Origin of the sequence: Paenarthrobacter sp. NPDC092416, from assembly GCF_044755025.1 — a bacterium.
GTDB lineage: Bacteria > Actinomycetota > Actinomycetes > Actinomycetales > Micrococcaceae > Arthrobacter.
Window position 1 is genome coordinate 1 of sequence record NZ_JBIVQG010000024.1, and the last position, 25,503, is coordinate 25,503.

At 62.2% G+C, this 25,503-nt stretch carries 23 protein-coding genes; 10 read left to right on the top strand and 13 right to left on the bottom strand.

What is annotated here, in order from left to right; translation table 11 throughout:
* The 5 genes from ACIQC5_RS23635 to ACIQC5_RS23655 all read left to right on the top strand — a co-directional run.
* Positions 1 to 303: cation:dicarboxylate symporter family transporter (locus ACIQC5_RS23635; RefSeq protein WP_400287574.1), on the top strand; the 303-nt coding region annotated here is incomplete at its 5' end.
* A gap of 43 nt (positions 304 to 346) precedes the next feature.
* Entirely contained in the window at positions 347 to 1,153 is an 807-nt protein-coding gene (locus ACIQC5_RS23640) for a cupin domain-containing protein (protein WP_400287575.1), read from the top strand.
* A gap of 235 nt (positions 1,154 to 1,388) precedes the next feature.
* A complete protein-coding gene (locus tag ACIQC5_RS23645; RefSeq protein WP_400287577.1) occupies positions 1,389 to 2,945 on the top strand; it encodes a circularly permuted type 2 ATP-grasp protein in 1,557 nt (518 codons plus the stop codon).
* A 51-nt stretch (positions 2,946 to 2,996) separates the two neighbouring features.
* Positions 2,997 to 3,923 (top strand): alpha-E domain-containing protein, encoded by a 927-nt coding sequence (locus ACIQC5_RS23650; RefSeq protein ID WP_400287579.1) that lies wholly within the window; start codon positions 2,997 to 2,999, stop codon positions 3,921 to 3,923.
* On the top strand, positions 3,920 to 4,768 hold the full coding sequence (locus ACIQC5_RS23655) for a transglutaminase N-terminal domain-containing protein (RefSeq protein WP_400287581.1): 849 nt from the start codon (positions 3,920 to 3,922) through the stop codon (positions 4,766 to 4,768). The genes ACIQC5_RS23650 and ACIQC5_RS23655 overlap by 4 nt, the downstream gene beginning before the upstream one ends.
* A gap of 36 nt (positions 4,769 to 4,804) precedes the next feature.
* Here ACIQC5_RS23655 and ACIQC5_RS23660 read toward each other — a convergent pair whose 3' ends face one another.
* From ACIQC5_RS23660 to ACIQC5_RS23685, 6 genes are all read right to left on the bottom strand, one after another.
* Entirely contained in the window at positions 4,805 to 6,358 is a 1,554-nt protein-coding gene (locus tag ACIQC5_RS23660; RefSeq protein WP_400287583.1) for a glycoside hydrolase family 32 protein, read from the bottom strand.
* Between the two features lie 35 nt (positions 6,359 to 6,393).
* Positions 6,394 to 7,488, bottom strand: coding sequence for a LacI family DNA-binding transcriptional regulator (locus tag ACIQC5_RS23665; RefSeq protein WP_400287585.1), 1,095 nt, complete (start codon positions 7,486 to 7,488; stop codon positions 6,394 to 6,396).
* Positions 7,489 to 7,503: 15 nt separating this feature from the next.
* Complete coding sequence (locus ACIQC5_RS23670; RefSeq protein ID WP_400287587.1) at positions 7,504 to 8,916, bottom strand: right-handed parallel beta-helix repeat-containing protein; 1,413 nt, start codon at positions 8,914 to 8,916, stop codon at positions 7,504 to 7,506.
* Between the two features lie 27 nt (positions 8,917 to 8,943).
* Complete coding sequence (locus ACIQC5_RS23675) at positions 8,944 to 9,981, bottom strand: carbohydrate ABC transporter permease (protein WP_400287588.1); 1,038 nt, start codon at positions 9,979 to 9,981, stop codon at positions 8,944 to 8,946.
* Entirely contained in the window at positions 9,981 to 10,868 is an 888-nt protein-coding gene (locus ACIQC5_RS23680; RefSeq protein WP_400287590.1) for a carbohydrate ABC transporter permease, read from the bottom strand. The genes ACIQC5_RS23675 and ACIQC5_RS23680 overlap by 1 nt, the downstream gene beginning before the upstream one ends.
* Before the next feature lie 82 nt (positions 10,869 to 10,950).
* Positions 10,951 to 12,231 (bottom strand): ABC transporter substrate-binding protein, encoded by a 1,281-nt coding sequence (locus ACIQC5_RS23685; protein ID WP_400287592.1) that lies wholly within the window; start codon positions 12,229 to 12,231, stop codon positions 10,951 to 10,953.
* A gap of 451 nt (positions 12,232 to 12,682) precedes the next feature.
* Between ACIQC5_RS23685 and ACIQC5_RS23690 the strand changes: the two genes are divergently transcribed.
* The 3 genes from ACIQC5_RS23690 (at position 12,683) to ACIQC5_RS23700 (ending at position 16,858) form a co-directional block, all read left to right on the top strand.
* Positions 12,683 to 12,865: a twin-arginine translocation signal domain-containing protein gene (locus tag ACIQC5_RS23690; RefSeq protein WP_400287594.1), complete on the top strand. Its 183-nt coding sequence runs from the start codon at positions 12,683 to 12,685 to the stop codon at positions 12,863 to 12,865.
* Between the two features lie 54 nt (positions 12,866 to 12,919).
* Positions 12,920 to 14,125 (top strand): NosD domain-containing protein, encoded by a 1,206-nt coding sequence (locus tag ACIQC5_RS23695; protein WP_400287595.1) that lies wholly within the window; start codon positions 12,920 to 12,922, stop codon positions 14,123 to 14,125.
* Between the two features lie 141 nt (positions 14,126 to 14,266).
* On the top strand, positions 14,267 to 16,858 hold the full coding sequence (locus ACIQC5_RS23700) for a GH32 C-terminal domain-containing protein (RefSeq protein ID WP_400287597.1): 2,592 nt from the start codon (positions 14,267 to 14,269) through the stop codon (positions 16,856 to 16,858).
* A 57-nt stretch (positions 16,859 to 16,915) separates the two neighbouring features.
* Here ACIQC5_RS23700 and ACIQC5_RS23705 read toward each other — a convergent pair whose 3' ends face one another.
* The 4 genes from ACIQC5_RS23705 to ACIQC5_RS23720 are packed head-to-tail and all read right to left on the bottom strand — an operon-like array spanning position 16,916 to position 20,401.
* Positions 16,916 to 17,308, bottom strand: coding sequence for a universal stress protein (locus ACIQC5_RS23705; RefSeq protein ID WP_400287599.1), 393 nt, complete (start codon positions 17,306 to 17,308; stop codon positions 16,916 to 16,918).
* Positions 17,305 to 18,891, bottom strand: coding sequence for a tripartite tricarboxylate transporter permease (locus tag ACIQC5_RS23710; protein WP_400287601.1), 1,587 nt, complete (start codon positions 18,889 to 18,891; stop codon positions 17,305 to 17,307). The genes ACIQC5_RS23705 and ACIQC5_RS23710 overlap by 4 nt, the downstream gene beginning before the upstream one ends.
* Positions 18,891 to 19,394: a tripartite tricarboxylate transporter TctB family protein gene (locus tag ACIQC5_RS23715; RefSeq protein ID WP_400287603.1), complete on the bottom strand. Its 504-nt coding sequence runs from the start codon at positions 19,392 to 19,394 to the stop codon at positions 18,891 to 18,893. The genes ACIQC5_RS23710 and ACIQC5_RS23715 overlap by 1 nt, the downstream gene beginning before the upstream one ends.
* A complete protein-coding gene (locus tag ACIQC5_RS23720) occupies positions 19,391 to 20,401 on the bottom strand; it encodes a Bug family tripartite tricarboxylate transporter substrate binding protein (protein ID WP_400287605.1) in 1,011 nt (336 codons plus the stop codon). Before ACIQC5_RS23720 ends, ACIQC5_RS23715 begins: the two co-directional genes overlap by 4 nt.
* Positions 20,402 to 20,662: 261 nt before the next feature.
* Between ACIQC5_RS23720 and ACIQC5_RS23725 the strand changes: the two genes are divergently transcribed.
* Both ACIQC5_RS23725 and ACIQC5_RS23730 read left to right on the top strand, forming a co-directional pair.
* A complete protein-coding gene (locus ACIQC5_RS23725; RefSeq protein WP_400287627.1) occupies positions 20,663 to 22,240 on the top strand; it encodes an ATP-binding protein in 1,578 nt (525 codons plus the stop codon).
* A 2-nt stretch (positions 22,241 to 22,242) separates the two neighbouring features.
* Positions 22,243 to 22,911 (top strand): response regulator, encoded by a 669-nt coding sequence (locus ACIQC5_RS23730; protein WP_400287607.1) that lies wholly within the window; start codon positions 22,243 to 22,245, stop codon positions 22,909 to 22,911.
* Between the two features lie 13 nt (positions 22,912 to 22,924).
* Here the strand turns inward: ACIQC5_RS23730 and ACIQC5_RS23735 are convergent, their stop codons facing one another.
* The 3 genes from ACIQC5_RS23735 to ACIQC5_RS23745 all read right to left on the bottom strand — a co-directional run bounded on the left by ACIQC5_RS23735 (position 22,925) and on the right by ACIQC5_RS23745 (position 25,476).
* Complete coding sequence (locus ACIQC5_RS23735) at positions 22,925 to 23,956, bottom strand: LLM class flavin-dependent oxidoreductase (protein WP_400287609.1); 1,032 nt, start codon at positions 23,954 to 23,956, stop codon at positions 22,925 to 22,927.
* 423 nt (positions 23,957 to 24,379) lie between these two features.
* A complete protein-coding gene (locus ACIQC5_RS23740; RefSeq protein WP_400287610.1) occupies positions 24,380 to 25,054 on the bottom strand; it encodes a hypothetical protein in 675 nt (224 codons plus the stop codon).
* Positions 25,012 to 25,476 carry a hypothetical protein gene (locus ACIQC5_RS23745; protein WP_400287611.1) on the bottom strand — a complete coding sequence of 155 codons (465 nt, stop codon included), beginning with the start codon at positions 25,474 to 25,476 and terminating at the stop codon, positions 25,012 to 25,014. Before ACIQC5_RS23745 ends, ACIQC5_RS23740 begins: the two co-directional genes overlap by 43 nt.
* Between the last annotated feature and the right edge of the window lie 27 nt (positions 25,477 to 25,503).

Below are 25,503 nucleotides of genomic sequence, written 5' to 3' on the forward strand. Positions count from 1 at the left end.
GCCGGCGTCCCCGGCTCAGCATTCCTGGCACTCTCCGCCACCGCCGGCGCACTGGGCATCTTCCCCGTAGCAGGCGTGGCCCTGCTCCTCGGAGCGGACCGGCTCATGGACTCCATGCGCGTGGTCGTCAACCTGCTCGGCAACTGCGTTGCCACCTTCGTGGTCTCCAAATGGGAAGGCCAGTTCGACCGCGACGCCATGCTCGCAGCATTCCGCGGCGAGTCGCCGTCGGACAGCGAAGCCGCGGCAACCGAAACCGAAGCCGAAACCAAAGTCGGAGCATCCTCCGTCCCCTCGGTCTGATGAGTCGCTACATGCCCGCTTCAACGATTCCCCAGGAGCACCGATGAACACCACCTATGAAAGCGCGCCGCCTCCAGGTAAGAACCGGCAACACCAAAAGACACCATTTCGGAAGACGTACGCCATGGTTCCACAAAGCGCCGCAAGCGATGCCACAGCAATTCAGTTAATGGGATGGAGAAACTCTCGCGCCTGGGGCATCGTTGGGCCGACGAAAGGCTTCGTTGACTCATTTTCCCAGTACAGCGTCGAGGTGTTTCCGGGGGGTGGGACCCGTGCCTCAGGGGCAGAATCCGACGTCGAATCTGTGCTTTTCGTGACGAGGGGCCGCCTGCAGATGACACTCGACGGCGAAGCGCAGACGCTGCGGGAAGGAAGCTACGCTTATCTGGCGCCAGGAGCGCACTGGGGCGCGCTCAATACCTCTGACGAGACAGTTCACCTGCAGTGGATTCGCAAGGCGTACATTCCCTTGCCCGGTTGCGAGGCGACTTCAATCGTGGCCCATGAGCATGAGATTCGACAGTCGGCTGAGTCTGCAGCCGCCGGCGGGAGGAGCACGAAACAGTTGCTTGACCCCGACAATCTCGCCTACGACATGCTCATGGAAATTGTGACTCTTAATCCGAATGGATTACTTCCCTTTGCTGAAACGCACGCTATGGAACGCAGCATCTTCGTGCTGTCCGGGCGCGCTCTCTACAAACTCAACGAAGACTGGGTGCAGGTCACCTCAGGAGACTCCCTGCGACTGCACGCCTTCAGTCCGCAAGCCTGCTATGTCAGTGGACCGGATGATTTTCGGTACCTCCAATACAAAGCCATCAACCGCCAGTGTCGCCTGACCTGAGAGTGCCAGCGGCCTGGCGCTTCAATTCAATTGCCTCCAAGGCCACCTGTTCTCGCAGCGCAGGTGGCCTTGGCCGGTTTAACCACCCCTGATCAGCCGCTCCACGGATAAATACAGTCTATTTCGTGTGCTTTCATTCACCGCCTTTCTGCGTCGAACAATTGTTCCTTATTCGAAACAGGTCCGAAATATCACTGCTGTCTACTCATTTCACTCGTTCGAAAGGCAAGAGGAAATGTCAGACCTGTTTGAAAACTATGAAAAGGCTGCCAGACGCAGTGGCGCGTACGACGAGATGTTCGACGCCGCGATGATGGCCCGAAGTTCCTATTCGGATATCGCCGTCGCGCTGGGCAGCCTTGCTTTGGAAGATGTCACGGCCCGCGCGGACTCCATGGCGCGTACGTTCCTTGATCGGGGTGTGACGTTCGATTATGCGGGGGAGGAGCGTCCGTTCCCGCTGGATATCGTTCCGCGCGTCATTCCGGCCGATGAGTGGGATGTGATGGAGCGCGGTGTCGCGCAGCGGGTCAAGGCTTTGGAGGCGTTCCTGAATGATGTCTACGGCCGTATGGCCGTGGTGTCGGACGGGGTTATTCCGCGTCAATTGATCACCACGAGCGCGCATTTCCACCGTGCCGTGCACGGTTTTGAGCCCTCGGGCGGGGTGCGCGTGCACGTCTCGGGCATTGACGTTGTGCGTGATGCCGCGGGCACTTTCCGGGTGTTGGAGGATAACGTGCGTGTTCCTTCCGGCGTCAGCTACGTCCTGGAAAACCGCCGGGCCATGGCCAAGGGACTGCCGGAGGCCTTCGGGCAGCAGCACATCCGGCCGGTGGAGGAATATCCGCGCAGGCTCTTGTCCGCCTTGCGCAAGACCGCGCCGTCGGGGGTGGACGATCCCACCGTGGTCGTCCTGACGCCCGGGGTGTTCAACAGCGCCTATTTCGAGCACACCCTTTTGGCCGGTCTCATGGGTGTGGAGCTCGTGGAAGGCCGCGACCTGATTTGCCGTGGCAACCGGGTGTACATGCGGACCACGGCCGGTGAGCAGCGCGTGGATGTGATCTACAAGCGCATCGATGACGACTTCCTCGATCCTCTGCAGTTCCGCTCGGATTCCATGCTCGGCTGTCCCGGCCTGGTCAACGCTGCCCGCGCCGGCGGTGTGACTATCGCCAACGCCGTGGGCAACGGCGTCGCCGATGACAAGCTCGTGTACAGCTACGTGCCTGACCTGATCCGGTACTACCTTCACGAAGAACCCATCATTGCCAACGTCGACACTTTCCGGCTTGAGGAAAAGGAAGCCCGGGAGCACGTCCTGGATCGATTGGATGAACTGGTGGTGAAGCCCGTGGACGGCTCCGGCGGCAAGGGCCTGGTCATTGGGCCGGACGCTTCCAAGGACGAACTCGAAGCCCTCCGTAAACGCGTGATTGCCGATCCCCGCGGTTGGATTGCCCAGCCGGTCCTGCAGCTCTCCACGGTACCTACGCTCTCCGGCGACAAGTTCGGTCCCCGGCACGTGGACCTGCGTCCCTTCGCCGTCAACGACGGCGACGACGTCTGGGTCCTGCCGGGCGGCCTGACCCGGGTGGCGCTGAAGGAAGGTTCGCTGATTGTGAACTCCAGCCAGGGCGGCGGTTCCAAGGACACCTGGGTACTGGCCGACTCACCGCAGATGCCGGCCGAGCTGATCCCGCGCCAATCTGTCACCGTCCGCGAACAGGTCTCAGTATGGCCGGTTGAAAGCAACTGGCAAGACCGCCAGACGGAGCAGCAGCAGTGAATCAGCACCACCCTCCCCTCGTTAGTCCCATCCAAACGAAAGTAGAAGCACGTGTTAAGTCGAATTGCTGAATCCCTGTTCTGGATTGGACGTTATGTGGAGCGTGCCGACGGGACCGCCAGAATCCTGGATGTACACCTGGAGCGCATGAACAATCTGCCGGCCACACAGCAGGAACAGATATCGCGCGATCTTCTGGCTTTGATGGGTGTCCCCGCTGGCCCAGGACCCGTCACCCGGGACAATCTTTTGAAGACGCTGGCCTATGACGCCCGCAGTCCAGGGTCCATCGCTGGTTCGCTCTCCGCTGCCAGGGAGAACGCCCGCCGCGCAAGGGAGACTGTGTCGTCTTCTTTATGGGAGGGGCTGAACACGACGTTCTACGGCATTGGTAAGCACCACAGGGATCTGGTCGGAGCCTATGGTTTCTGCCACTGGGTGCTTGAACGCTCAGCCATGGTTACCGGTCTTGCCGACTCGACCGTCAGCCACGACGAAAGTTGGCTGTTCCTGAAGTTGGGACGCTCCTTGGAACGTGCAGATATGACTGCGCGCATGCTCTCCACCCGCGATCTGGTCAGCGGAGGCATCTCCTGGGTGCACATGCTCCGCTGCGCGGGCGCCTACGAATCGTTTATTCGGAACCGGGGCGGCTCGTCCGGCGACCAAAACGCCGCTGAATTCCTGCTCCTTGACAGGTTGTTCCCTCGATCGATCGTCTATGCCCTCCACGACGCAGAGAAATGTTTGATGAAGCTGGAACCGGCCTCTCAGCGGGTGGGGTTCATCGACGATGCCCGGCGGATCGTGGGACAAGCCAGGACGTTTCTGGAGTTCCACCGCACCGACAACCTGCTCGAAGAACTACCCGAACACATGGGGCGCGTACAAAAAGCCGTGTTCCAAGCGTCAGAGGCGATCTCGTACAAATACTTCAATCAGACCAAACAGCTCGAATGGATAGGGGAAGTCTCATGACCCGGCTAAGCATCGTACACACCACCAGTTACACCTACAACGCCAGCGTGGAGCGGTCCTACAACGAGGCACGCATCACCCCTTTGAGCAGCGTCGGGCAGACGGTACTGGAAAGTACAGTGAAGATTTGGCCATCGTCGGCCGCTACCGGTAACTACATCGACTATTGGGGCTCCAAAGTCACCACGTTTGACCTCCAGCAGCGACACGAAACCATGAAGGTCACTGCCACGGCCACAGTGGAAGTGGACCGGACACAGCGAGTGGCAGGAGCTGCCTCGTTGAGTTGGGAACTGCTGTGCTCCCCACGCGTGGTGAGCGGGCACAGTGAATGGTTGACTCCGACGCCGCTGACAGCGGTCGGCGATGAGATTCAGGCGTCGGTCGCCAAGGCGACCGCGGGGATGCCACCCACAGAGGCAGCCACTGCCGTCATGGCGTGGATGAAGGAAGAGATGTCCTATGTGCCGGGAGTTACCGGTGTCACCACAAACGCCGAGCAAGCATGGCAGCAACGCAAAGGCGTTTGCCAGGACCTCGCGCATCTGGGCATCGGCGCGTTACGCAGTATCAACATCCCCGCCCGCTACGTATCCGGCTACATTCACCCGCGCCCCCAGGCCTCGATCGGAGAAACCGTGGCTGGCCAATCCCATGCATGGCTTCAATGGTGGGACGGGCAGTGGCGCAGCTGGGACCCCACAAACCACAAGCCCGCCAGCGACTTCCATGTCTCGGTTGCCACCGGCCGGGACTTCCGGGATGTCTCGCCTGTAAGGGGCATCCTCTCCGGAGGCGGAGGTACGGCGCCCGCCGTCACCGTTGAAATGACCAGACTGGCGTAATCGCGTACCTTGCGGACACGTGTCGCGGCGCCGGCCTTAGGCCAGGGCCGCGACAGTCAGCTTCCGTACTGTGGCCACGCCGCCTTCAGCACGGACGTCGGTGCTCACGTTCCCCGGTGCAGGAAACACCAGATCGCTCAGGACAACCCTGCCGCGTTGGGCGAAAACCTCCACCGAGCATTGGTCGACGACGATCCGCAGGTGGAGCGCGCCGTCGTCGAGCTTTACAGGTGCGGACTCAGCGGACGCGAACTTCTCGTGGAAGGCCGTGTTTCCGGAGTTGTGGCGGTCGAGCGTGAGCTGGTTCGTCACGGTATCGAAGCTGAGAACCGTTGCAGTGCTCCCGCCGGATCCGCCCAGAAGCCTGAAGGAAACTGTCCGCGAAGTACCGGGTAGGATCTCGGCGTCGATGAGCTGGGCGGTTCCGGGCACGGCATCGGGCAGTTTCAGGAAGGAGTGAAGTTCCACGTCCTGAACAATGTAGGCCGGTTTCCCACAGCCCAAGGGCAGCACCGGGCGCTGTACCAGGCGCGGCAAACCGTCCACAGTTGCCAGCTCGACCTCGCGGGCAAGAGACATCCCGGAGCGCCACGGGGAGGTAGGCAAAGAGTTGGCGTAGTCCCAGTTGTTCATCCAGCCGATCATGATGCGGCGGTTCTCCGGGACGTTGCTGAACGACACGGCAGCGTAGTAGTCGCGCCCCCAATCGAGCCACAGACAATCCGAGAGGGCAACAGTTCCGTCGGCACCGGTGGGAACCAGCGAATCGGAGTCGGCGGTGAAGTGAACCCCATCGAAGTTGCCAACGAAGTACTGGCCTCCGGAACCGCCTGCCACGGCACCCGGGTTGATGTTCACCACCAGGACCCACTTGATGGTGGCCGGGTCGCCATCAACGGAGAGTGGGAAAAGGTCAGGGCATTCCCATTCGCCACCACCGGCGTTGGCGGGACCAAACGTGCTCAGGTAGTCCCAGTCCAAGAGGTTGGCCGAGCGGTATAGCACCACCTGCTGGTGCTGTGCTTCCACGGCCACCATGATCCAGCAGGAACCAGCCGGTCCCTGGTAGCGGAACACCTTGGGGTCCCGGAAATGGGCAGAGTTGCGGCCAAGCACCGGGTTTCCGGCGTATTTGCTCCATGTCAGGCCGCCATCCGAGGAGAACGCCAAGGACTGGGCTTGTGTCCCATGGTGCAGCGAGCCCTCTTTGAAGGCGCTGGTATAGACGGCCACCAAGGCTGGCTCTTCCAGTGTGCCCAATCCGGACGTATTACCGTGGTCCACCACGATGCTGCCTGAAAAGACGTCTTCGTCCTCGTCGCAGGCGATGGCAACGGGCTGTTCGGTCCAGTGGATCAGGTCTGGTGACGTTGCGTGCCCCCAGGACATGTTGCCCCAGACGTTGTCGAAGGGGTTGTTTTGGTAGAAGAGGTGGTAGAGGCCTTGGTACCACACGAGTCCGTTGGGGTCATTGAGCCAGGTGTTCCGCGCCGTGTAGTGGATGGCCGGCCTGAACTGCGGAGTCGAAGCATCGTCCGCCGGCAGTGCTGCCGGTTCAGGGCGTGCGGCATCAAGGCTGCTGGACGTCATAGTGGGGTTCCTCGTGAGTAAGTGGAGTGGTGGAGTCAGGTGTTGGCGCGAGTAGGTGAGGCCGATGCCGCCCTCCTCGAATCGCTGGAATGCTGTGGGGAGGCCACGGAATCGCGAAGAACGATGGGACACGGAAGAACAGTCTGGTGATCGGCGAACTGCTGCAGATCTGTTTTTCCCTCGATGGCGTCGATCAGGTTTTCGGTGGCCCAGGCTCCCATTTCGTAGTGGGGCAGGGCGACGGTTGTCAGGGCGGGGTAGAGGTTTTCGGCGATGAGTTGTTGGTTGTCGAACCCGACGAAGGAAATGTCGTCCGGAATCTTCAGACCAAGTTCCCCCGCAGCCCTGTACGCGCCCATGGCCATGCGGTCGTTGTAGCAGAACACGGCCGTGGGCCGGCTCTGGGGCTTGAGGAGACGCAAGGCCGCTTGGTAGCCGCCAGGCACCTCCGAAAGCTCGGACTGGACCAGATCTTCGTGGAACGGAAGCCCGGCATCTGCCAACGTTTCCTTGAAAGCCTGGAGCCGGGAGTGGGTTGCTGGAACGTCGTCGGTGTTGTTGAGCATCCCGATCCGGGTGTGTCCGGCGTCGATCAGGGCTTGCACGGCGGACCTTGCCCCGCCTACTTCGTCAGGAATGACGGAGGAAACAGTGTGGGTGATGTCCTCGGAGTCCACCAGGACTGCCGGCAGGCCGGCCAGGTTCTTGGGGACAGCCAGCTTCCGGTGATACATGGTGGCGTACAGGATGCCGTCCACCTGCCGGTCCAATAGATCCGCCACTTGGCTTTCCTTGGAGTCCTGGGAGCTGGTGCTCGTGGAGTTGATGATCATGATGCGGTACCCGCGGGCCCGCGCCGTTTCCTCGGCCCCGAGGATGATTCTGCCTGCGTGCGGCGTGGTGGCGATTTCCTCGCTGATGAACCCGATCATCCTGGACCGTTGAGTGCGCAACGCTTGGGCGAGTCGGTTGGGCCCGTAACCCAGCCGTTGGGCCGCTTCGTGGACCCGTTCTCTCGTTTCTGCGCCCACCCGGGCATACGCAACGTCATTAAGGACGTGGGAGACGGTCGTCACGGAGACCCCGGCCGCGGCCGCCACATCCTTGATACCGACTGATCTATTAGTCATTCGTCTCCCACGTCCTCATGGTGTTGGTACTGATCCTACGTTCGACTCAATCGTCCCAGAGCCCGTGCTCCGGCCAGCGGCGCCGCCCGGGAAACCGACCGTTGGTGTGGCCCTCAGGGCGTTAACAGCCCTGTCTGCGACAACCTGGGCGTCACTTCCGGAATCAAGGATCGTATTCCGGGCTGATTCGGAATCGACCAGGACGGCGGTAACGGCGAGGCCGTCCGAAGCCCGGGTGGTCAAGAGGGCGTCCACTTGGGCCGAGAAGCAGTCGTCACTTGACGTGGCGTGAACATCCAAGGCCACCACGTGGTTGTTGGAGACAAAATTGCCACTCCCCGTCTTGAGCCGGATGATGACCGGCGTCGCACCTGCCGGTCGGATGCTCTCCGAGTCGATGATGTCGGAGAAATGGTTGCCCACCACAGAGTTGTTGCTGCCGCTGATGCAGAGAAGCCCGTAAACGTCGTCCAGTCCGTTGTCCACTCCCAGGAAGGGCGTCCACGGCTCATGGTCACGCAAAAAGTGATTCGTGGCCACGAGGTTCTCCGAGCTGTTCGCTGCGAGTATCACCATCCCGGGGTAGAAGGAATGCAAACGGTTGTTGGCGACGCTTGAACGCGTGACGCCGTGGAGATGGACGCTGCTCGCACCACGGGGGAACACGTTGTTCGCGGTTATCAGGAGTCCGCCATGATTCTCTGCATAGATCGAGTGACCCTTGAAGCCTGCTCCGATCAAGTTGTCGGTGATCTTTGATGCCTGTCCCCACCCGCGCAGCTCGATGCAGCTTCCGCATTCTGCAATGAAATTGTCGTGGATGGACAGCGCGTCCGCGTTGTAGATGGTGAGGGCGTTCTCAAGGTAGACGAACCCCATACCCGTTACCCGGAATGAGTCATTGGCGTTCGCAACGTAGATACCGGTCTTGCCATTTACGTAGCTGTTCTCCGGAGGCAAATCCGAGCCGTCAGCGGTGAAGTGCAACCCGTCGATGCAGAAGTTGGAGAATTCCACCGAGCTGATCCGCGGGCTCCCGCTTCGCTCAACGTAGAAGGCGGCTCCTTTGGATTCCTCCCCGTCTGCGCCGAGGGGAATGTCCACAATGATGCGGCTGCCTCCGGGCCACAGCTCATGCAGGTCGGGCCATTCGTCGTGGGGAACGTTGAACCGGATGCTCGACGAAGTGAAGCCGTGCCCCGAGCCTTGGATCCTGAGGAAGCTGATGTCGATCAGCACCTGGGTACGGAGGTGATAGTCCCCGGGCGGAAGGTAGATCACCGCGCCGGGCTTTCCGCCATTATTGGCATCCGTGGCCGTCTGCCGGTCCTTGATGTCGGCGATGATGCTGTTGATGACCTCGCCGACGTCCTCGGACGGGTTGCCGACATGCCACGTCGTCACGTCGTAGTAGTTGCTGCTGGACACTGGATCTTCCTTTTGTGTTGTGGTTTCTCAGCCCTTGACGGCGCCGAGCGTCATGCCTGCGACGATCTTGCGCTGCAAGAGAAGCGTGAGAAGGATGACCGGAATGGAGTAGACAGCGGCCAGCGCCGTCATGGATCCCCAGTCGAGGCCGAACTGCGTCTGGAAGTTCGCGATGACCACGGGGGTGGTCTGCGAGCGGATGGCGGTCATCAGAAGGGCGAACAGGAATTCGTTCCAGGACGCCAGGAAGGCGAAGATCGCCGTGACGGCGATGCCGCCGGAGACCACGGGGATGACAACCCGCCACAGGGCGCCGAGCCTGCTGCAGCCGTCCACGGTTGCGGCTTCCTCCAGGTCCCTGGGCACCGCTTCGAAGAAGCTCGACATGAGCCAGATGGACAGCGGCAACGAGATGGTGGTGTGGGCGATGGACAGGGCAATCGGGGTGTCCGAGAGCCCCACGGAAGCCATCATGGATGCCAAGGGGATGCCGATGGCCACCGGGGGCACCATGCGGGTGACCAGTGCGGCCATGATGAAGATCCTGCCGCTTCGCGTCTTGTACCGGGTGATTCCGTAGGCTGCCGGAACTGCCAGGACCAGGGACATGAGTGTGCTGATAATGGCCGTCTGCGTGCTGTTGATGATGGAGGCCACCACGCCGCTGCGGCCCAGCGCACTGACATAATTCACCAGCGTCCATTCCTTCGGCAGGATGGTGGGAGGCACAGCGATGGTGTCGATCGGGGTCTTGAAGGACGTGAACAGCAAGTACAGGAACGGGAAGCCGTACAAGACCATCGCCGCGGCCAACAGGATCCACAGAATGGTCCTGGTGCTGCGGCGCCCCGCCTCCAAGCCTTCGCGGTTGACGCCACGGCGTTTTCGGGGGCTTTTGGGCGACGTGACGTTCGACGGCGGTAGTGCAGTTCCCGGGGTCACGGAACCCTCCGTTTCGGGGTTCTTCCGGGTCGCGATTCGCGAGGTAAATGCCGCGTGGCGCGACCTGCTGCCGGCGGCGGAAGCCGGGATCCCGCCGTCGTGAGCGGTTTCTGCAGCGCTCATCAGGTGTCCTTTCCTGGCCGCCAGATGGTGGCCACCGCGAAGAATGCGACGGCGAGCATCGCCAGCAGATAGATGGTGCCCATGGCGCTGGCCAGGCCCGGATCGCCGAAGCGGATCATGGTCCGGTAGATGAGCAGGCTCATGGTTTCGGAGGCGGACTGAGGTCCACCGTTGGTCTGGATCAAGATGGTGTCGAAGGCGCGGGCTGCGTCGATGCCACGGACCACCAGAGCTACGGCGATGACCGGCCGGAGCAGGGGTAGGATGATCCGGAAAAGCATGGCCGGCGCGCGTGCCCCGTCAAGTCGGGCCGCTTCGATCAGGTCGCCCGGAATGTTCTGGAGGCCGGCGAACAGCACGAGGCACATGAACGACGTCGTTAGCCAGATATCGGGGATCGCCACGGAGAACAAGACAATGTCAGGATCCGAAAGCCAGCCGATCTGGTTGGGGTCGGACAGTATTCCTGCCTGGTGCAGGAGAGTCCCCACCAAACCGAAGTTATCGATCATGAGGAACTTCCACAGCAGGCCGGCCACGATCGGCGCGATCATGAGCGGGTAAAGGAAGACGGTCCGCCAGATCTGGGACTTCTTGCCCAAAGTGGTGAACAGAAGCGCCATACCGAGGCCGAGGGCGAACTCGAGGGTCACCACCACCACGGTGTAGGCGAGGGTCCGCCAGCCGGCTCCGATGAAGTCCTCGGAGGTGAAGGCCCGCACGTAATTGTCCAGGCCGACAAAGTCGCGGGGACCGCCGACGATCGGGGAGATCTTGAAGAAGCTGTCCGCGATCAGGCGGAACAGCGGATAGGCCACAAAAACAGCCAGGAACAGGGCCGCCGGGGTCATCAGATAGAGGGCGAAGCGGCGATCATGGATACGCACGGGGTTCTCTTCCGCTGGTTGGGTTCACGGCCGGCACCCCGTAGCTGTCATTGCAGCATCAGGCGGTGCCGACCGCGAAGTCTTACTTAATGAGGGCCTGGATCTTGGTCTTGGCCTCGGCAAGCAGGGACGCACTGTCCCCGCCGGCCACTGACTTTTGCAGCGTCGGAACCAGGACCGTGTCCACGATCTGCTGCCATTTCGCCGTTGCCGGACGGGTTGCGGTTGCCTTGCCGTTGAGGGTTTCGATCAGCGGCTTGAAACTCTCATACCCGGGCTTGTCCTGGTATTTCTCGAATGCCGAGATGCGGGCGGCCAGCCCAAGCTTGGACTCGATGCCAAGATCGTTGTGGTCGTAGGCGCACTTGATGAACTTCTTGGCGGCCTCTGTATTCTTGGTCGCCTTGGGGACGGAGAGGTACCACGGACCCGGGACGCCTGCCACGCCGGCAGATCCACCGATCATGGGCGCCGCGCCCACTTTGCCGTAGACAGCAGCGTCGGTGGGGATTTGCCGGTAGGCGTGGGCCCAGAACCTGGTCATGGCCGTCTTGCCCTGGTTGAAGAGGTTCTGCGCGGCCGCCCAGTCGACCTGAGCGGCACCGGACGGAGCGGATTTCACGAGGCTCGTGTAGAAGTCGAGCGCTTCCTTGTGGGCCGCGTTGTCCACCACCACATTGTTGTTCTCGTCCAGGACCATCGGGGACCCGGCCTGGAGAACGTGGGCCAGCCATTCGGTTTCGACGGCGCCCTTTACGTCCGTGCCGAACATGCCGTCCTTGGTGAAGAACTCCGAGATTTCCTGGTACTGCTTCCATGTGGTGGGTGCGGCCAGGTCGTAGCCGTACTTGGCCTTGAAGTCGGCCTTGTTGCCGGCGTCCTCAAAGAGGTCCTTGCGGTACAGGATGATCTCGGCGTTGGTCCACGCCGGCATGCCGATGAAGTGGCCATCGACGTTGGCTTCCTTGACGAGCGCGGGGAAGATGTCTTTCTTGGCCTCATCGGTGAAGAGCTCGTCGATGGGCTGGACCGCGTCCTTGAAGCTGGGGAGCCATACGGAGTCCAGAGCGGCGACGTCGAAGGAGACGGTGCCTGAGGAGAATTCGCTGGAAAGCCTGTTGAACAGGCCGTCATAGGGAAGTTCGACGAAGTTGACGTCGAGCCCGGTGTCCTTCTTGCAAGCCTCGGCAACGCCGGCGAGCTCAGCGTGCCCGCCGGCTTCGACGAGGACATTAACGGTGCTGTTGGCGCTACCCGATGTTGGTGCCGGGCCCCCTGCGCCGCACCCGGTGGCCACTAGGGCCACGGCCGTGCAAAGACCGCCGATGGAGGCGAGCCTGGAGATGGTCTTTCGAGTGGACATCGCTGTCGACTTTCTCTCGGAACGGGATGGCAAGACTGTGATTGGGGTGAAGAATCGTTTTGCCAAAACGACTTGGCATCACCGTAAGCCCATTCAGCCAAGTGTGTCAACCACCACATTGAAAACATTCCGGGGCTCTTGACGCGGGAGTTTGTGCGGCCCTAAAGTCATCGTCGCAGGACGATAAATCGTTTTGGCATAGTTTGGCAGGTTTGGCAAGTTTTTGGCAGGCTGCTCCGTTGTTTGGCAGGCTGCTCCGTTGTTTGGCAGGCTGCTCCGTCCATTCCGCACCCGTTTCCGGTTCACGTCATGGGCCGCGCCAGTTTCCGCTAATCGCACCAGTCGTTACGGGCGCACTTGGCGGCAGGGGGTGCGCTCCGTTCCACGTAGGGGCGCATTCGGCGATAACGGGTGCGGCTGAGTTCCTGCTAGCCCAGTTCAAAGGAGAACCATGAAACCACCACCAACCATCAGCCGAAGGAGCATCCTCCGGATGGTCCCGGCAGCAGCAGTTGCGGCCGCCGTCGTCGTGATTTCCGCGAATCAAGCGGCGGCGCAAGACCGGGTTCCAGATCAAGCCGCTGATCCGGCACCAGCCAGGCCAGGCCACCGTCACTTGATCGGCGTCCTCTAGAAGTAACCGAAGAAGCACCAAAGTTCAGTCCCAATGATGCGAGGAGAACCAGCTTTGACCACTGTCTACGACGTCACCACCTGGAGCGTGCCAGGAAATCCGACGGCAACCCCGTACAACGACATCGGGCTCATCATCAACAGCATCATCGCCGATGTGAAGTCCCAGCAGACCAGCCAGGCATCCAAGCCCGGCGCTGTCATCTACATCCCGCCGGGAGACTACTCCCTCAAGACCCGCGTCAACGTGGACATCAGCTTCCTGACCATCCGGGGTTCGGGCCACGGCTTCACATCTCTGAGCATCCGCTACAACGCGGGGAACACCTCAGGCTGGCACGAGATCAATCCAGGCGGCAGCCGCGTCCGCGTGGAAAACACCGACGGGAACACCGATGCTTTCCGCGTGTACCGCGCAGGCGATCCGCGGATCAGTTCCGTGGTGTTCGAGAACTTCTGCTTGGACGGTGTGTCCTTCGGTTCCAACGAAAACGACTACACCAACGGCAAAACAGGCATCCGCTTCGATTCAGCCAACGATTCCTGCCGGGTCGAAGGCATGGGCATGGTGTACCTCGAGCACGGCCTTGTGGTGAAGGATACGGACGCGCTGAGCGTCAGCGGCAACTTCCTTGCTGAATGCGGATCCTGCGTGGAGCTGACAGGATCGGGCCAGGCTTCGAAGGTAACAGACAACCTGATCGGGGCCGGCTACGTAGGATTCTCGATTTTCGCCGAGGGCCACATGGGCCTGCTGGTGACGGGAAACAACGTCTTCCCCCGGGGCAAGAGCAGCGTCCATTTCAAGAACTGCACGCGCTCGGCCATCACCTCCAACCGATTCCACGCCTTCTACCCCGGAATGGTCAACTTTGAAGGAAGCTGCACGGAAAACCTCGTGGGGGCCAACCACTTCCTGCGCCAGATGGAACCCTTCGATCCCCTCAAGCCGTACAACAACGGACTGGACGATCTCTTTGGTTTGGTGCACATCGCAGGCAGCAACAACACCGTGACGGGAAACCACTTCAGCTACGACGTCCCGTCCGGGTCCGTCACGCCATCGGGGCAGACGCCCACCATCATCCTGGTGGCCTCCGGGAACAACAACTACATCGCCACCAACAACACGGTCTCGGCGATCGCGGTGCACACGGTGACCCTTGACTCGTCCACCACCGGCACCAAGGTCCTGGACAGCGGAACCCAGGCCCAGTTCCAGCCGTTCCAGAGCACCTACTCCTTCAGGGCGACGCCGTAACACCATGACCCCAGCCGCATCGCGGCACTGACAAACGACGACGGCGGCTGGTCGCCAAGGTGACTGGCCGTCGTCGTCGTTCGCTGTACTGCACGTTTCGCCGTAACTCCAAGGCAAGCACTCTTGAAAGGTCTGTCAAAGATGACCAGACGCACTAAAGCTTTGCTATCCGTCGGGACGGTCGTGGCCCTCACCGCCGCCTCGTTCGCCATCGTCACAACTGCTGCGCGGGCCACCGATCCGGATCCGTCCACGCAGCAATATCGGCCCTACCTGCACTACACGCCGGAGGCCAACTGGATGAATGACCCCAATGGACTCGTTTACCACAACGGCAAGTACCACATGTACTACCAGTACAACCCGGAAGGAACCGGCTGGGGGAATATGAGCTGGGGCCATGCTTCCTCCACCGACCTGATCCACTGGCAGGAACAACCGATCGCCATCCCGCGCGGACGCAACGTAAACAACGACGTCATCGAGGAAATCTTCTCCGGATCAGTGGTGGTGGACACCCTGAACAGCAGCGGGTTCGGGACGCTGCAGAATCCGCCCCTGGTTGCCGTGTACACAAGCAACTACACAGGGGCCCACCCGACGCTTGCCGGTAAACAGGCGCAATCGCTGGCATACAGCCTCGACGACGGGCAAAACTGGACCAAGTACGGCAGCAACCCGGTCCTCAATCGGAACACCTCCAGCTTCCGTGACCCCAAAGTCTTCTGGTACGACAACCCGTCCGGAGCGGACTATTGGGTGATGGCCGCGGTTGAAGCCGACGAGCACCGGGTCCTCTTGTACAAGAGCACCGACCTGAAGGACTGGAACTACCTGTCCGACTTCGGCCCGGCAAATGCCATAGGCGGGCAATGGGAGTGTCCTGATCTGTTCCCCTTGGCCGTGGACGGGAACCCCAATAACCTCAAATGGGTCCTGGCCGTGAACATCAACCCAGGCGCGGTGGCCGGTGGCAGCGGCGGACAATACTTCGTCGGGGGCTTTGACGGGACAACGTTCACCGCCGAGAACATCGATCCCGCCGACCAGCTTCCACCCGGCAACGTCCTTGCCGGCTTCAACGGCAGCAACTTCAACGGTTGGAACGTCCAGAATGATCCGTCCAATAGTTCGGGCCCCTGGGGAAGCGCCCCAGCCTCTGGAAGCCTTTCAGGACAACAGGCGGTAGTGGGCAACATCGGAGCCGGGCTGGTGAACGGCTTCCATGGCGGAGACGTGCCCGTGGGCACCATGGAATCTGCTCCCTTCACCGTGGACAAGGACTACCTCAATTTCCTGGTCGGCGGCGGAAACCACGCACAGGAATTCGGCAAGCAGTCGGGCAGCCAAGCTCCTCCGGGGTACCTGCTGTTTGACGGCTTCGACTACTCCGGAACGCTCACGCAGGCCGGCTGGCAGCTCAACGGCGACTTCCAAGCGGCGCTGAACCCCTCGACGTCGGGCGGTGAATTCGCCATAGGAAAACGAATCAACACTTTTGAAGGCGGCCCGTATCAAGACAACAACGTCGGCACCATCACGTCCCCGGAGTTCTACCTGACCAACACCAACATCGGCTTCTTGTTGGGCGGAGGCAACCGCACGGACGGGCAACTCCAACTAGAGCTGCTGGTGGGTGGCGTGCCCGTCCGTACCGCAACCGGCACCAATTCAGGAGATCTGAACTGGCAGAACTGGGACGTTTCGCCGTGGTATGGCCAAATCGCCCGCATCAGGATCGTGGACAATGCAACAGGCCCTTGGGGACATCTGACCTTGGACAACATGGTCCTCGGCTCGGAACCGGCCAAGGCCCGCAGCAGCGAAACCACGGTGAACCTGGTGGTCAACGGCCAAACAGTCCGCACCGCTACCGGCGCCAATTCTGAACGATTGGCGTGGACCGCCTGGGATGTCAGCGCCTTCAAGGGCAGCCAGGCAACCCTCAGGATCGTGGACAACAACCGTGGCGGATGGGGGCACATTCTGGCAGATGAGTTTGTCTCCTCGGACACGTCCCGCCTTGAGCCGCACGACTGGCTGGACTGGGGCAGGGACTATTACGCCACCGTGTCCTTCAACAATGCCCCGGGCGGCAAGCGCATCATGCTGGGCTGGATGAACAACTGGGACTACGGCCAGAACACCCCCACTACAACCTGGCGCGGAACCATGGCCCTGCCGCGGGAAGTGGTCCTCACACAAACAGCTGCCGGCCCTCGGTTGCGGCAGCAGGTGGTCTCCCAGACGGACGCGCTGAAGAACACAGCCGCTATGTACACGGCAACTGCCCAGGACATCCAGACTGGAACCACCACCCTTCCGATCACAGGCGACGTGGTGCAGATTGATGCCGAGTTCTCGCCGGGCACTGCGTCCTCGTTTGGCCTGAAAGTGCTCGGAAACGCCAGCGAATCAACCAAGATCGGTTACGCCACGGCCACTCAGCGGCTCTCCATCGACAGAACCAACTCCGGCAACGAGGGCTTCCATCCGGCCTTCAGCTCGGTGGAGGACGCGCGGGTGGAGCTGATCGATGGCCGGATCCGCCTCCGCCTGTACGTAGACCGGGCATCCGTGGAGCTCTTCGCCCAGGACGGCCTGGCAACCATCACGGACCAGGTCTTTCCAGCCGCCGGCGCCAACACCATCTCGGTCTTCTCAGAAGGTGGAACCGCCCGGCTCGAAGGCCTGACAGTAACGCCGCTCAACCCAGCCATGTGGGGCGGCTGACCCGGCGAAAACGTACGACGGCGGCTGGTCGCCAAGGTGACCAGCCGCCGTCGTTCTCTAATCGGCTTTGACCGCCAGCACCGGGCAGTCCGCCTCCAACAGGATCCGCTGGGAGACGCTGCCCATGATGAGCTTGCCCACTGGACTGCGGCGGCGCAGGCCTATGACAATCAGGTCGGCATCGTTCTCGTCGGCCGCGTCCAGCACCTCAGCGGCAGCATCGTGGCCGCGGACCGGCTGCTTGATGACGTGCTGGATGCCTTGCTCAGCGAGCCGGTCTTCGATGCTCTGGATCTCCGGCTCCTGGGCGTACCGGTTATCCACCAGGGCGTCGCCCTTGGACGAGTTGATGACCAGGAGGGTGTCGTTGCTCTTCTTGGCCTCGGCGATTGCTTGCGTCAACGCCGCTTCGCCTTCCGGTGTGGGGACGTATCCCACCACGATGGTCATGGGTTCTCCTGCTTCTGGTTGGTGGGGGTGGTTGTTTCGGTGATGGTGGCGTGTGATTCGGCTGCTGCGGGAGCCGACGGTCCTGCAAGCGTTGCTGCAGGACGGTTTCGGCGGATCAGTTTGAAGACAAACGGCCACACCAGGATGATCGCCACGATGATGTAGACCACGATCGCGATGGGTTCGCTGAAGAGGCCGGCGGGGTCGCCGGCGTAGAGCTGCAGGGTCCTGCGGAGCTGGCCTTCAATTCGCGGACCGAGGATGACGCCGAGAATCAGGGGCAACACTGGTAGTCCGAAGCGCCGCATCATGAATCCGAGGGCGCCGAGGACCAGCAGGATCACCAGGTCGAATGCCTGCAGGTTGACCGAGTAGGCACCCAAGGTGGCGAAGAACAGGATGCCTGCGTAAAGGTACGGGCGGGGGAGTTGGAGCAGCTTCGCCCAGACGGGCGCCAGAGGCAGGTTGATCACCAGAAGCAGCAGGTTGCCGATGAAGAGGCTCGCGATGAGGGCCCACACCAGCGGCCCTTGGCTGGAGAACAGCTGTGGTCCGGGCTGGATGCCGTAGGAGGTGAAGGCCGCGAGCATCACGGCGGCTGTTGCGTTGGTGGGCAGGCCGAGGGCGAGCATGGGTGTCAGGGTTCCGGCGGCGGCAGCGTTATTGGCCGCTTCGGGTCCTGCGACGCCTTCGATGGCTCCCTTCCCGAATTCCTCGGGGTGCTTGGTCAGCCGTTTCTCCGTGACATAGGACAGGAACGTGGGAATCTCCGCACCACCGGCGGGAAGTGCGCCAAACGGGAAGCCGAAAGCAGTGCCGCGCAGCCAGGGTTTCCAGGAGCGGGCCCAGTCCTTCTTGCCCATCCACGGGCGTCCAACGGGAATGATGTGAAGCGGTGAGCGGCGCAGGTGGGCGGCAACCCACAGTGCTTCACCAACGGCGAAGATGGCTACGGCCACCACCACGATGTCCAGGCCATCGGCCAAGAGGGGTTGGCCGAAGGTCAGGCGGCGTTGGCCGGTTACGGAGTCAATGCCCACCAGTCCAATGGCCAAACCCAGCGCCAAGGAGGCAAAGCCGCGGAGCCTGGATGAGCCCAGCACCGCCGTCACGGCCAGCAAGGCAAGGATCATGATGGCAAAGTAGCTGGGCGCGCCCAAGCTGACGGCGAATTGCACCACGATCGGGGCGCATACCGCCAAGAGTGCTGTGCCGATGGTGCCGGCCACGAATGAGCCAATCGCCGCCGTCGCAAGCGCTTGTGCCGCGCGCCCGGCTTTGGCCAGCTTGTTGCCTTCGATCGCCGTCACCACTGACGATGATTCGCCAGGCGTGTTCAGCAGGATCGAGGTGGTGGAGCCGCCGTACATGCCGCCGTAGTAGATGCCGGCAAACATGATGAAGGCGCTGGTGGGTTCGAGGGCAGCAGTAACCGGAAGCAGAAGCGCCACGGTCATGGCCGGGCCAAGCCCTGGAAGGACCCCGACGGCGGTGCCCAGGAGTACGCCGATCACGGCGTACAAGAGGTTCATGGGCGTGAGGGCGGTAGCGAAACCGTCCATCAAGGAGGACCAGACGTCCATCAGAGAATTCCTTCCAGGAGTCCGGCGGGCAGTGCAATGCCGAGGCCGAGGTAGAAGCCGTAGAAGGTCAGCAGGGACAGTGCGATGGAGATGAGGCCGTCACGGATATAGCGGCGGCTGCCCAGTGCCAGCACGCTGCCCCAGAACAGGACGGTTCCGGAGATGACCCAGCCCGCCCAGTCGATGAGCAGGATGTTGAGGATGAAAGCCCCGGCCAGTGGGAGGACGGTCTTCCAATCGGCGGGGTGCGCCAGGTCAACGTCCTCGCCGCCCTCGGCCTCACCTTTGCCACCGCGGAGAACGTTGATGGCCAGCAATACGGCGCAGACCACCAACAGCCCCGCAACAATGAACGGGACAGTTTTTGGACCCACTGGGTCCGACTTGGAGTACGGGGTTACCAGGCCGTTGGCGTCCAGGAAGACCAGGATGCCGGCCACGCCGAGCAGGAGGGAAACCCCCAGCTCGGCGCGGCCTTTCAAGCCTGTGGCTATGGAGCTCACGCCAACCCGAGCTTGGTGAGGACGTCCGCTACCCGCTTGTCCTGATCGGTCAGGAACGTCTTGAACTCGTCACCGGTGATGAAGGCATCCGTCCAGCTGTGGGTCTTCAGCGCTTCCTTCCACCCTGCTGATTCGTGCATCTTCTCAAGCGCGGCGATCAACGACTTCTTGTCATCGTCGCTGATGCCCGGAGGGGCAACGATGCCGCGCCAGTTGGTGAACACCAGGTCGATCTTGGATTCCTTCAGCGTGGGTGCGTCCACGCCATCCAGGCGGTTCTCGCCACTGGTGGCCAGCACGCGGATTTCGCCGGACTTGATCTGCTGCAGGTACTCGCCGGCGCCGGAAGCGGCAAAGCCGAGCTTGTTGCCGAGGATGGCGGGTAGGAGGTCACCACCGCCGTCGTAGGAAACGAAGTTGACCTTGGTGGCGTCGATGCCCACTGCACCCGCCAACTGCATGGGCAGGAGGTGGTCAGGGCCACCCGGCGACGAACCGCCGCCGACGGCGATGGACCCGGGGTCGGACTTCCAGGCCTTCACCAAATCGTCGATGGTCTTGTAGGGGGAGTCCTTGCTGACCATGATGGCGCCGGGTTCCTCGATGAGCCGTGCCAGCGGGGTGGTTTCGGTCAGCTTCGACTCTGACTTGTTGGTGTAGCTGGCTCCAACAACTCCCAGGCCCATGAGCATGGTGAGGTCGCCGTTGCCTTTCTCGTTGACAACGCGGGCCAGGCCCACAGTGCCGCCGGCGCCGGCCAGGTTGAAGACCTCGGTGTTGGTGGAGATCTTCTCGTCGTCCAGGACCTTGGCGGCCGCGCGAGCGGTGGTGTCATAACCACCGCCAGGGGTGTTGGGAACCATGATCTGGAGTCCGGTGATCGGACCGGCTGCCGCGCCGGAACTTGCAGAACCGGTGGAGCTCTTACCTGTGGCACCGCAACCGGTGGCCATCAGCGCGATGCCGGCAGCGACGGCGGCGACTCGCAATGCGCGGAACTGGCGCATGGTGTTCCTCTTCTCATCATCGAAATTCGGGAGGGGCGATCAGCGTTGTGCCCCGTGAATCGATGCTAGGCGCGGGCGTGACGGTCATCACTCTTGAGTACGCATTGATCGTTAAGTTCATTGCGGTCACGGGCTTTTTGGTCGTTCGGCGGGGTCCGGCGTTCTCTGGGGTATAGTTCCGATACGCCACAGCGGGGCCTGATATCAGTCCCCCACATCCGGCTTATCAAAGGAACCCAAGCAGTGACTCGACGAAGAGGAATGTCCCTGGCCGGGCAGTACCTTGCGCTGCAGCTGCTGATCGTTTTGGGAGTTCTGGTTGCCGTCGCAGCCATCTCGCTGGCCGAATCGGCCGCAACTTTCGAGCGCACCGAGGGGCGTCGTGCGCTGTCCGCTGCCGAAGCGCTGGGCAGCAACCCCACAGTCCGTGCCCTGCTGCCCGACGCCGAACCCCGCGTCGGTTCCGCGCTTCCCGCCGTCGCCGAATCTGTCCGCACGGTGTCCGGATCATCCCATGTGGCGCTCGCCAAACTGGACGGTACGGTGGTGGCCTCTTCCGATCCCGGCCTGGTGGGTCAGCCGCTGCCGCTCGGTGCCAGCAGGGTAATGGAGGGCCGGGCATGGACCGGGGTCCTCAGTGCCGGCGGTGGGCCGGTCCTGTCCGCCCACGTCCCCGTCCTGGACGATTCCGGAAAGATGGTCGGCATCGCGTCCATCAGCCGGAACTATCCGTCCATCATCGAACGCTTGGGCGATGCCATTCCCAATCTGCTCACATACCTCGGTGTCGCCAGTGTCTTCGGCGTCGCCGGCTCCTTCCTTCTGTCCCGGCGCGTCAAGCGGCAGACCCTGGGAATGGAACCCCGGGAAATCACCGGGTTGGTAGAGAACCGGGAGGCAATGTTGCAAGGCCTGAAGGAAGGCGTCGTAGCGCTTGATCCGCACGAGCGAATCACCGTGGCCAACCAGAGCGCCCGCCAGCTCCTCGGACTGCCCGCGGACTGCGTGGGAAAGAAGCTCCGTTCCCTGTCTGTGGATCCGGCGCTGAAAGTGGTGCTGACCCGGGAACAGTCAGACCCTGACCAATTGGTACTGGTGGGGGAGCGGCTGGTGGTCTTGAACCGCGTGGCACTCCGTTCCCGGGGCCGCGATATCGGGTCAGTGACGACGCTGAGGGACCGGACGGAACTGTCCTCGCTTGAGCGCGAACTCGGCGCTACCCGAACCGTGACTGACACGCTGCGGGCGCAGGCCCACGAGTTCGCCAACCAGCTGCACGTCATCTCCGGCCTCATTCAGATCGGCGAATACGATTCGGTGGTGCAGTTCGTCAACGGCGCCACCGTGGACCGCACCCGGCTCAACGACGAAGTGACCAGCCGGCTCGAGGACCCGGCGCTCGCCGCCCTGCTCATCGCCAAGGCCAGCCTGGCCACCGAGCGGGGCGTGGAACTGCAATTGGATCCGATGTCCGCCCTTCCGCGCGTCGAGGACCATCTGTCCCGCGACCTCACCACTGTGGTGGGCAACCTGGTGGACAACGCGTTCGACGCCGTCACCGGACTCCCCGGGGCGTCGGTCCGGGTGCTGGTGGTCAGCTCGCAGGACAGCGTGGTTGTCACCGTCCGGGACAACGGTCATGGCGTGCCTTCTGGCTCCTCAGAGGACATTTTCAGGCAAGGATTCTCCACCAAGGAGCCCGGTCCTGGCGACGCGCGTGGCTTTGGTTTGGCGCTTTCCCGGGTGATCTTCCGGAGGTCTGGCGGCGACCTGACCGTGGCCAACAGCAACGGGGCGGTTTTCACTGCACGATTCAGATTCGACCAGGGGGCACACTAACCGTGATCAAGGTATTGATCGTCGACGACGACTTCATGGTGGCCAAGGTCCATGCCGGATTCATTCAACGGACTCCGGGATTCAGCGTGGTGGGCGTGGCCCACACAGGGGCACAGGCTCTGGTTGAAGCGCGACGGCTGCAGCCACACCTGGTCCTGTTGGATATCCACCTTCCTGACATCAATGGGCTGGATCTCATGCACAAACTCAGGGACGTTGCACCGGACCTTGATGTGTTGGTGATCAGTGCCGCCCGCGAGGTGGAAACTGTGCGCAAAGCGTTGCGTGGCGGCATTGTGCACTACCTCATCAAGCCGTTTTCCCAAGCGGATCTGCAGGAACGACTGGAGCATTACCTCAGCGCCTACCAGGGTTTGGACGCGTCCAAGGTGGAGGCCGAGCAATCGGACGTCAACCGGGTGTTCGGCCTCGACGCCTCGGAGCGGACGCTGCCCAAGGGCTGCAGCGTAGAGACGCTGGAGCTGGTGGAAGCCGCGCTTAAAGCCGCCGAAGGGGACCTGTCCGCTGCTGAGGTTGCCGAGAAGCTGGGAACCTCGCGGGTGAGTGCACGCCGTTACCTGGAGTACCTCCACGATGAGGGCGCGCTGGAGGTCAGACTCAAATACGGCGTCGGGCGTCCCGAACGGCGGTATGTGCTGAAGGGGCGGTGAGCCCCAAGAAGCCTCAGCCTGCCGGCTTCCACCCCAAGGCCGGCCCCAATTTTCCTGCGATGTCGGTGAGGATCTGCACGTAATCCTCATGGTCAAAGCTGAAGGGCAGCGCGAACGCCACCTCGTCGACCTCCTGGAATCCACCATGGGCGTACAACTGCTCGGCGATTTCATCGCTGGTGCCGATCAGATCCTGGGCGAAAAGCATGCCCTTCGGCCCTTGGGGTTTCCGAGTGCGTGGAGTGCGTTCGTCGACGTACCGCTGGTACTTCTCCCGCTGCGCCGTCGAGGCGGAATCAGTGGGGATCACCACCAAGCCCTGCGAGACCCGGGCAGCGTTTCCAGACGCTGCTGCGGCTTCGCGGTACGCCCGAATTTGCGATTGCTGGACCTTGGCGAAGTCCGGTTCCTGATCCTTGTCCGGGAAGATCACACTGCTGGACAGTAGATTGAAGCCGTTCGCCCCGGCCCAGACGGCCGACTTCATGCTGCCCGCCCCGTACCAGAGGCGGCTGCGCAGCCCGGGAGAGTGCGGCTCCACCCGGTTGGAAAATTCCTCCACAACGCCCTGTTTGCCGGAGAAGTCCCGGACCTTTTCGCCGGCGACCAAGCGGGCAAATCGTTCAACGCGGCCATAGCTGAAGTCCTCAATATCTGCGGAATCCGGGTAGAGATGGTGCTTCACGGTGTCGTAGTGCATCGGTTCGCCCACGCTCAGCCCCGGATTGATCCGTCCCCCAGCGAGCAGGTCCACAGTGGCCAGGTCTTCCGCCAGACGCAAGGGGTTTTCCCAACCCAGCGGGGTTACCGCGGTACCGAGCTCAATCCTGGAAGTGCGCTGGCTGGCGGCGGCCATCACCGCGACGGGGGAGGAGATTCCGAACTGCAAATGACGGTGCCGCAGCCAGGCGCTGTCGAATCCCAACTGCTCACCGAGCTCGATGATCTCCAACGTTGACCGGTGGCCGGCAGCCGGGTCGGCGGGGTCGAACAGGCCGATGGTGAGGAATCCGAGCTTGCGAAGGGGGTGTTCGGGGCTGGGCATGGACTTCCTTCGCGATCGATCGGGCAGTTACTGCCCAGAATAAGCGCCGGTACCGGGGACGACGGCGGGAGGTTACCTTTTGTGATGGGCTGGCGGAGGGTGCTCCGGGGTTTCGCCATCTCCACCCACTGTGCAGGCAGGGCATCGCCATTTTGACGCGACAGATGTCGATCCCCGACGTCAACTGGACTGCGCCGCAGCGTCAGGGGCAGCCCGGAGCAGGACGGCAGTTCGAACGGCCCCGGCCCGCCTCCCAACCGTCGCGTGGGCGACGGGACCCCTTTAGGCCCACCGCCGGAGCCACACCTCCGGAAGTCATCGGCCGTTCCGGACTTCTGGACGAATTCCAATATGGGCTGGAGCTAGGTTCGGGCGCGCCGGGCTTGCTGTCCATCTTCACTGGCTCCCAGGAACCCAGCGGAATTACTTGCCCCGCGTTTTGCGTAAGTACTCGCGCAGCCCGGGGATGGCGAAGTCGACCTTGCCGTATGCTGGTGCCTCGATGAGCCCGGATGCAATGAGTCGGGCACGGTAGTTGGCCACGACGTTACTTTTGGCGTTGAGCCGCTTCCCGATGTCACCGGCGACAACAGGACCGTCGTCTTGGGCCATGGCAAGGAGGAAATCTTTGTCCTTGTCCGAGGTGGTGGAGAGCGCTGCTTCAATTACCGCCATTTCATGACGGCGTGTTGCCGCAGCGAGGGCCTGGGCGACGTGAGTCTCTCCAAGTGCCAGGCTGTTGATCTCGGCCTGCCGCCAGAGCTGGTAGCCGATGAGCTGAATCAGGAACGGGTATCCTCCGGTGGCGTTCGCCGCGATCTGGACCAGGTCATCACTGATATTGATGCCGGCGTCGCGGAAGGTGCTGGCGTAGGAGCGTTTGACCTCGTTGATGGCGGCTGCATGCAGATCGATGCGCTCCGCTCGGCGCAGGAACGTTGCCACACCCTCATTGAGAAGGTCGGAGACGGCCGCTGGCAGTCCAACGAAAATCAGACCTATCGGCAGCCCGTCACGGATAAAGTGTTGAACGTCCGCAGCCAGCTGGGACAGCTCTATGCGGTCGGCGGAGTGGATCTCGTCAACGGTGAACAGCAACCCGGTTTTTCTCTCGGCCAGGAGGCCCAACAGCTGGTTTCCCAGCGCCTCCAGTCGACTTGGCGCTCGGGAGGCAGCTGGGTTGTCAGAGTGAAGCCAGCGACGCCGAGTGCCGTGATTCTGCGGCCCGTTGGGCCGGAGCCGAGCTCATCCAGGTGAACCCGCATGTTCTCGCCGATCCGACCAACGAATCCAACCGTGGCTGTCTCTGAAATGACCACCAACCCTTGCTGGGCGGCCTTGTCCTCGGCCGCGCTGAGCAGTGCTGTCTTGCCGATGCCACGAGCGCCGGTGATGATGGTCAGCAAACCAGGCGCGCCCGAACCAAGCTGCAGCCCATACTCGAACTCGTCAAGCATCCCTTCGCGTCCAATGAGCTCAGGGGGAGTGGCGCCGGCAGTTGGGCGGAAGGGGTTCATCATCGCAGATCCAGTGAGTCCTTGTGAGTC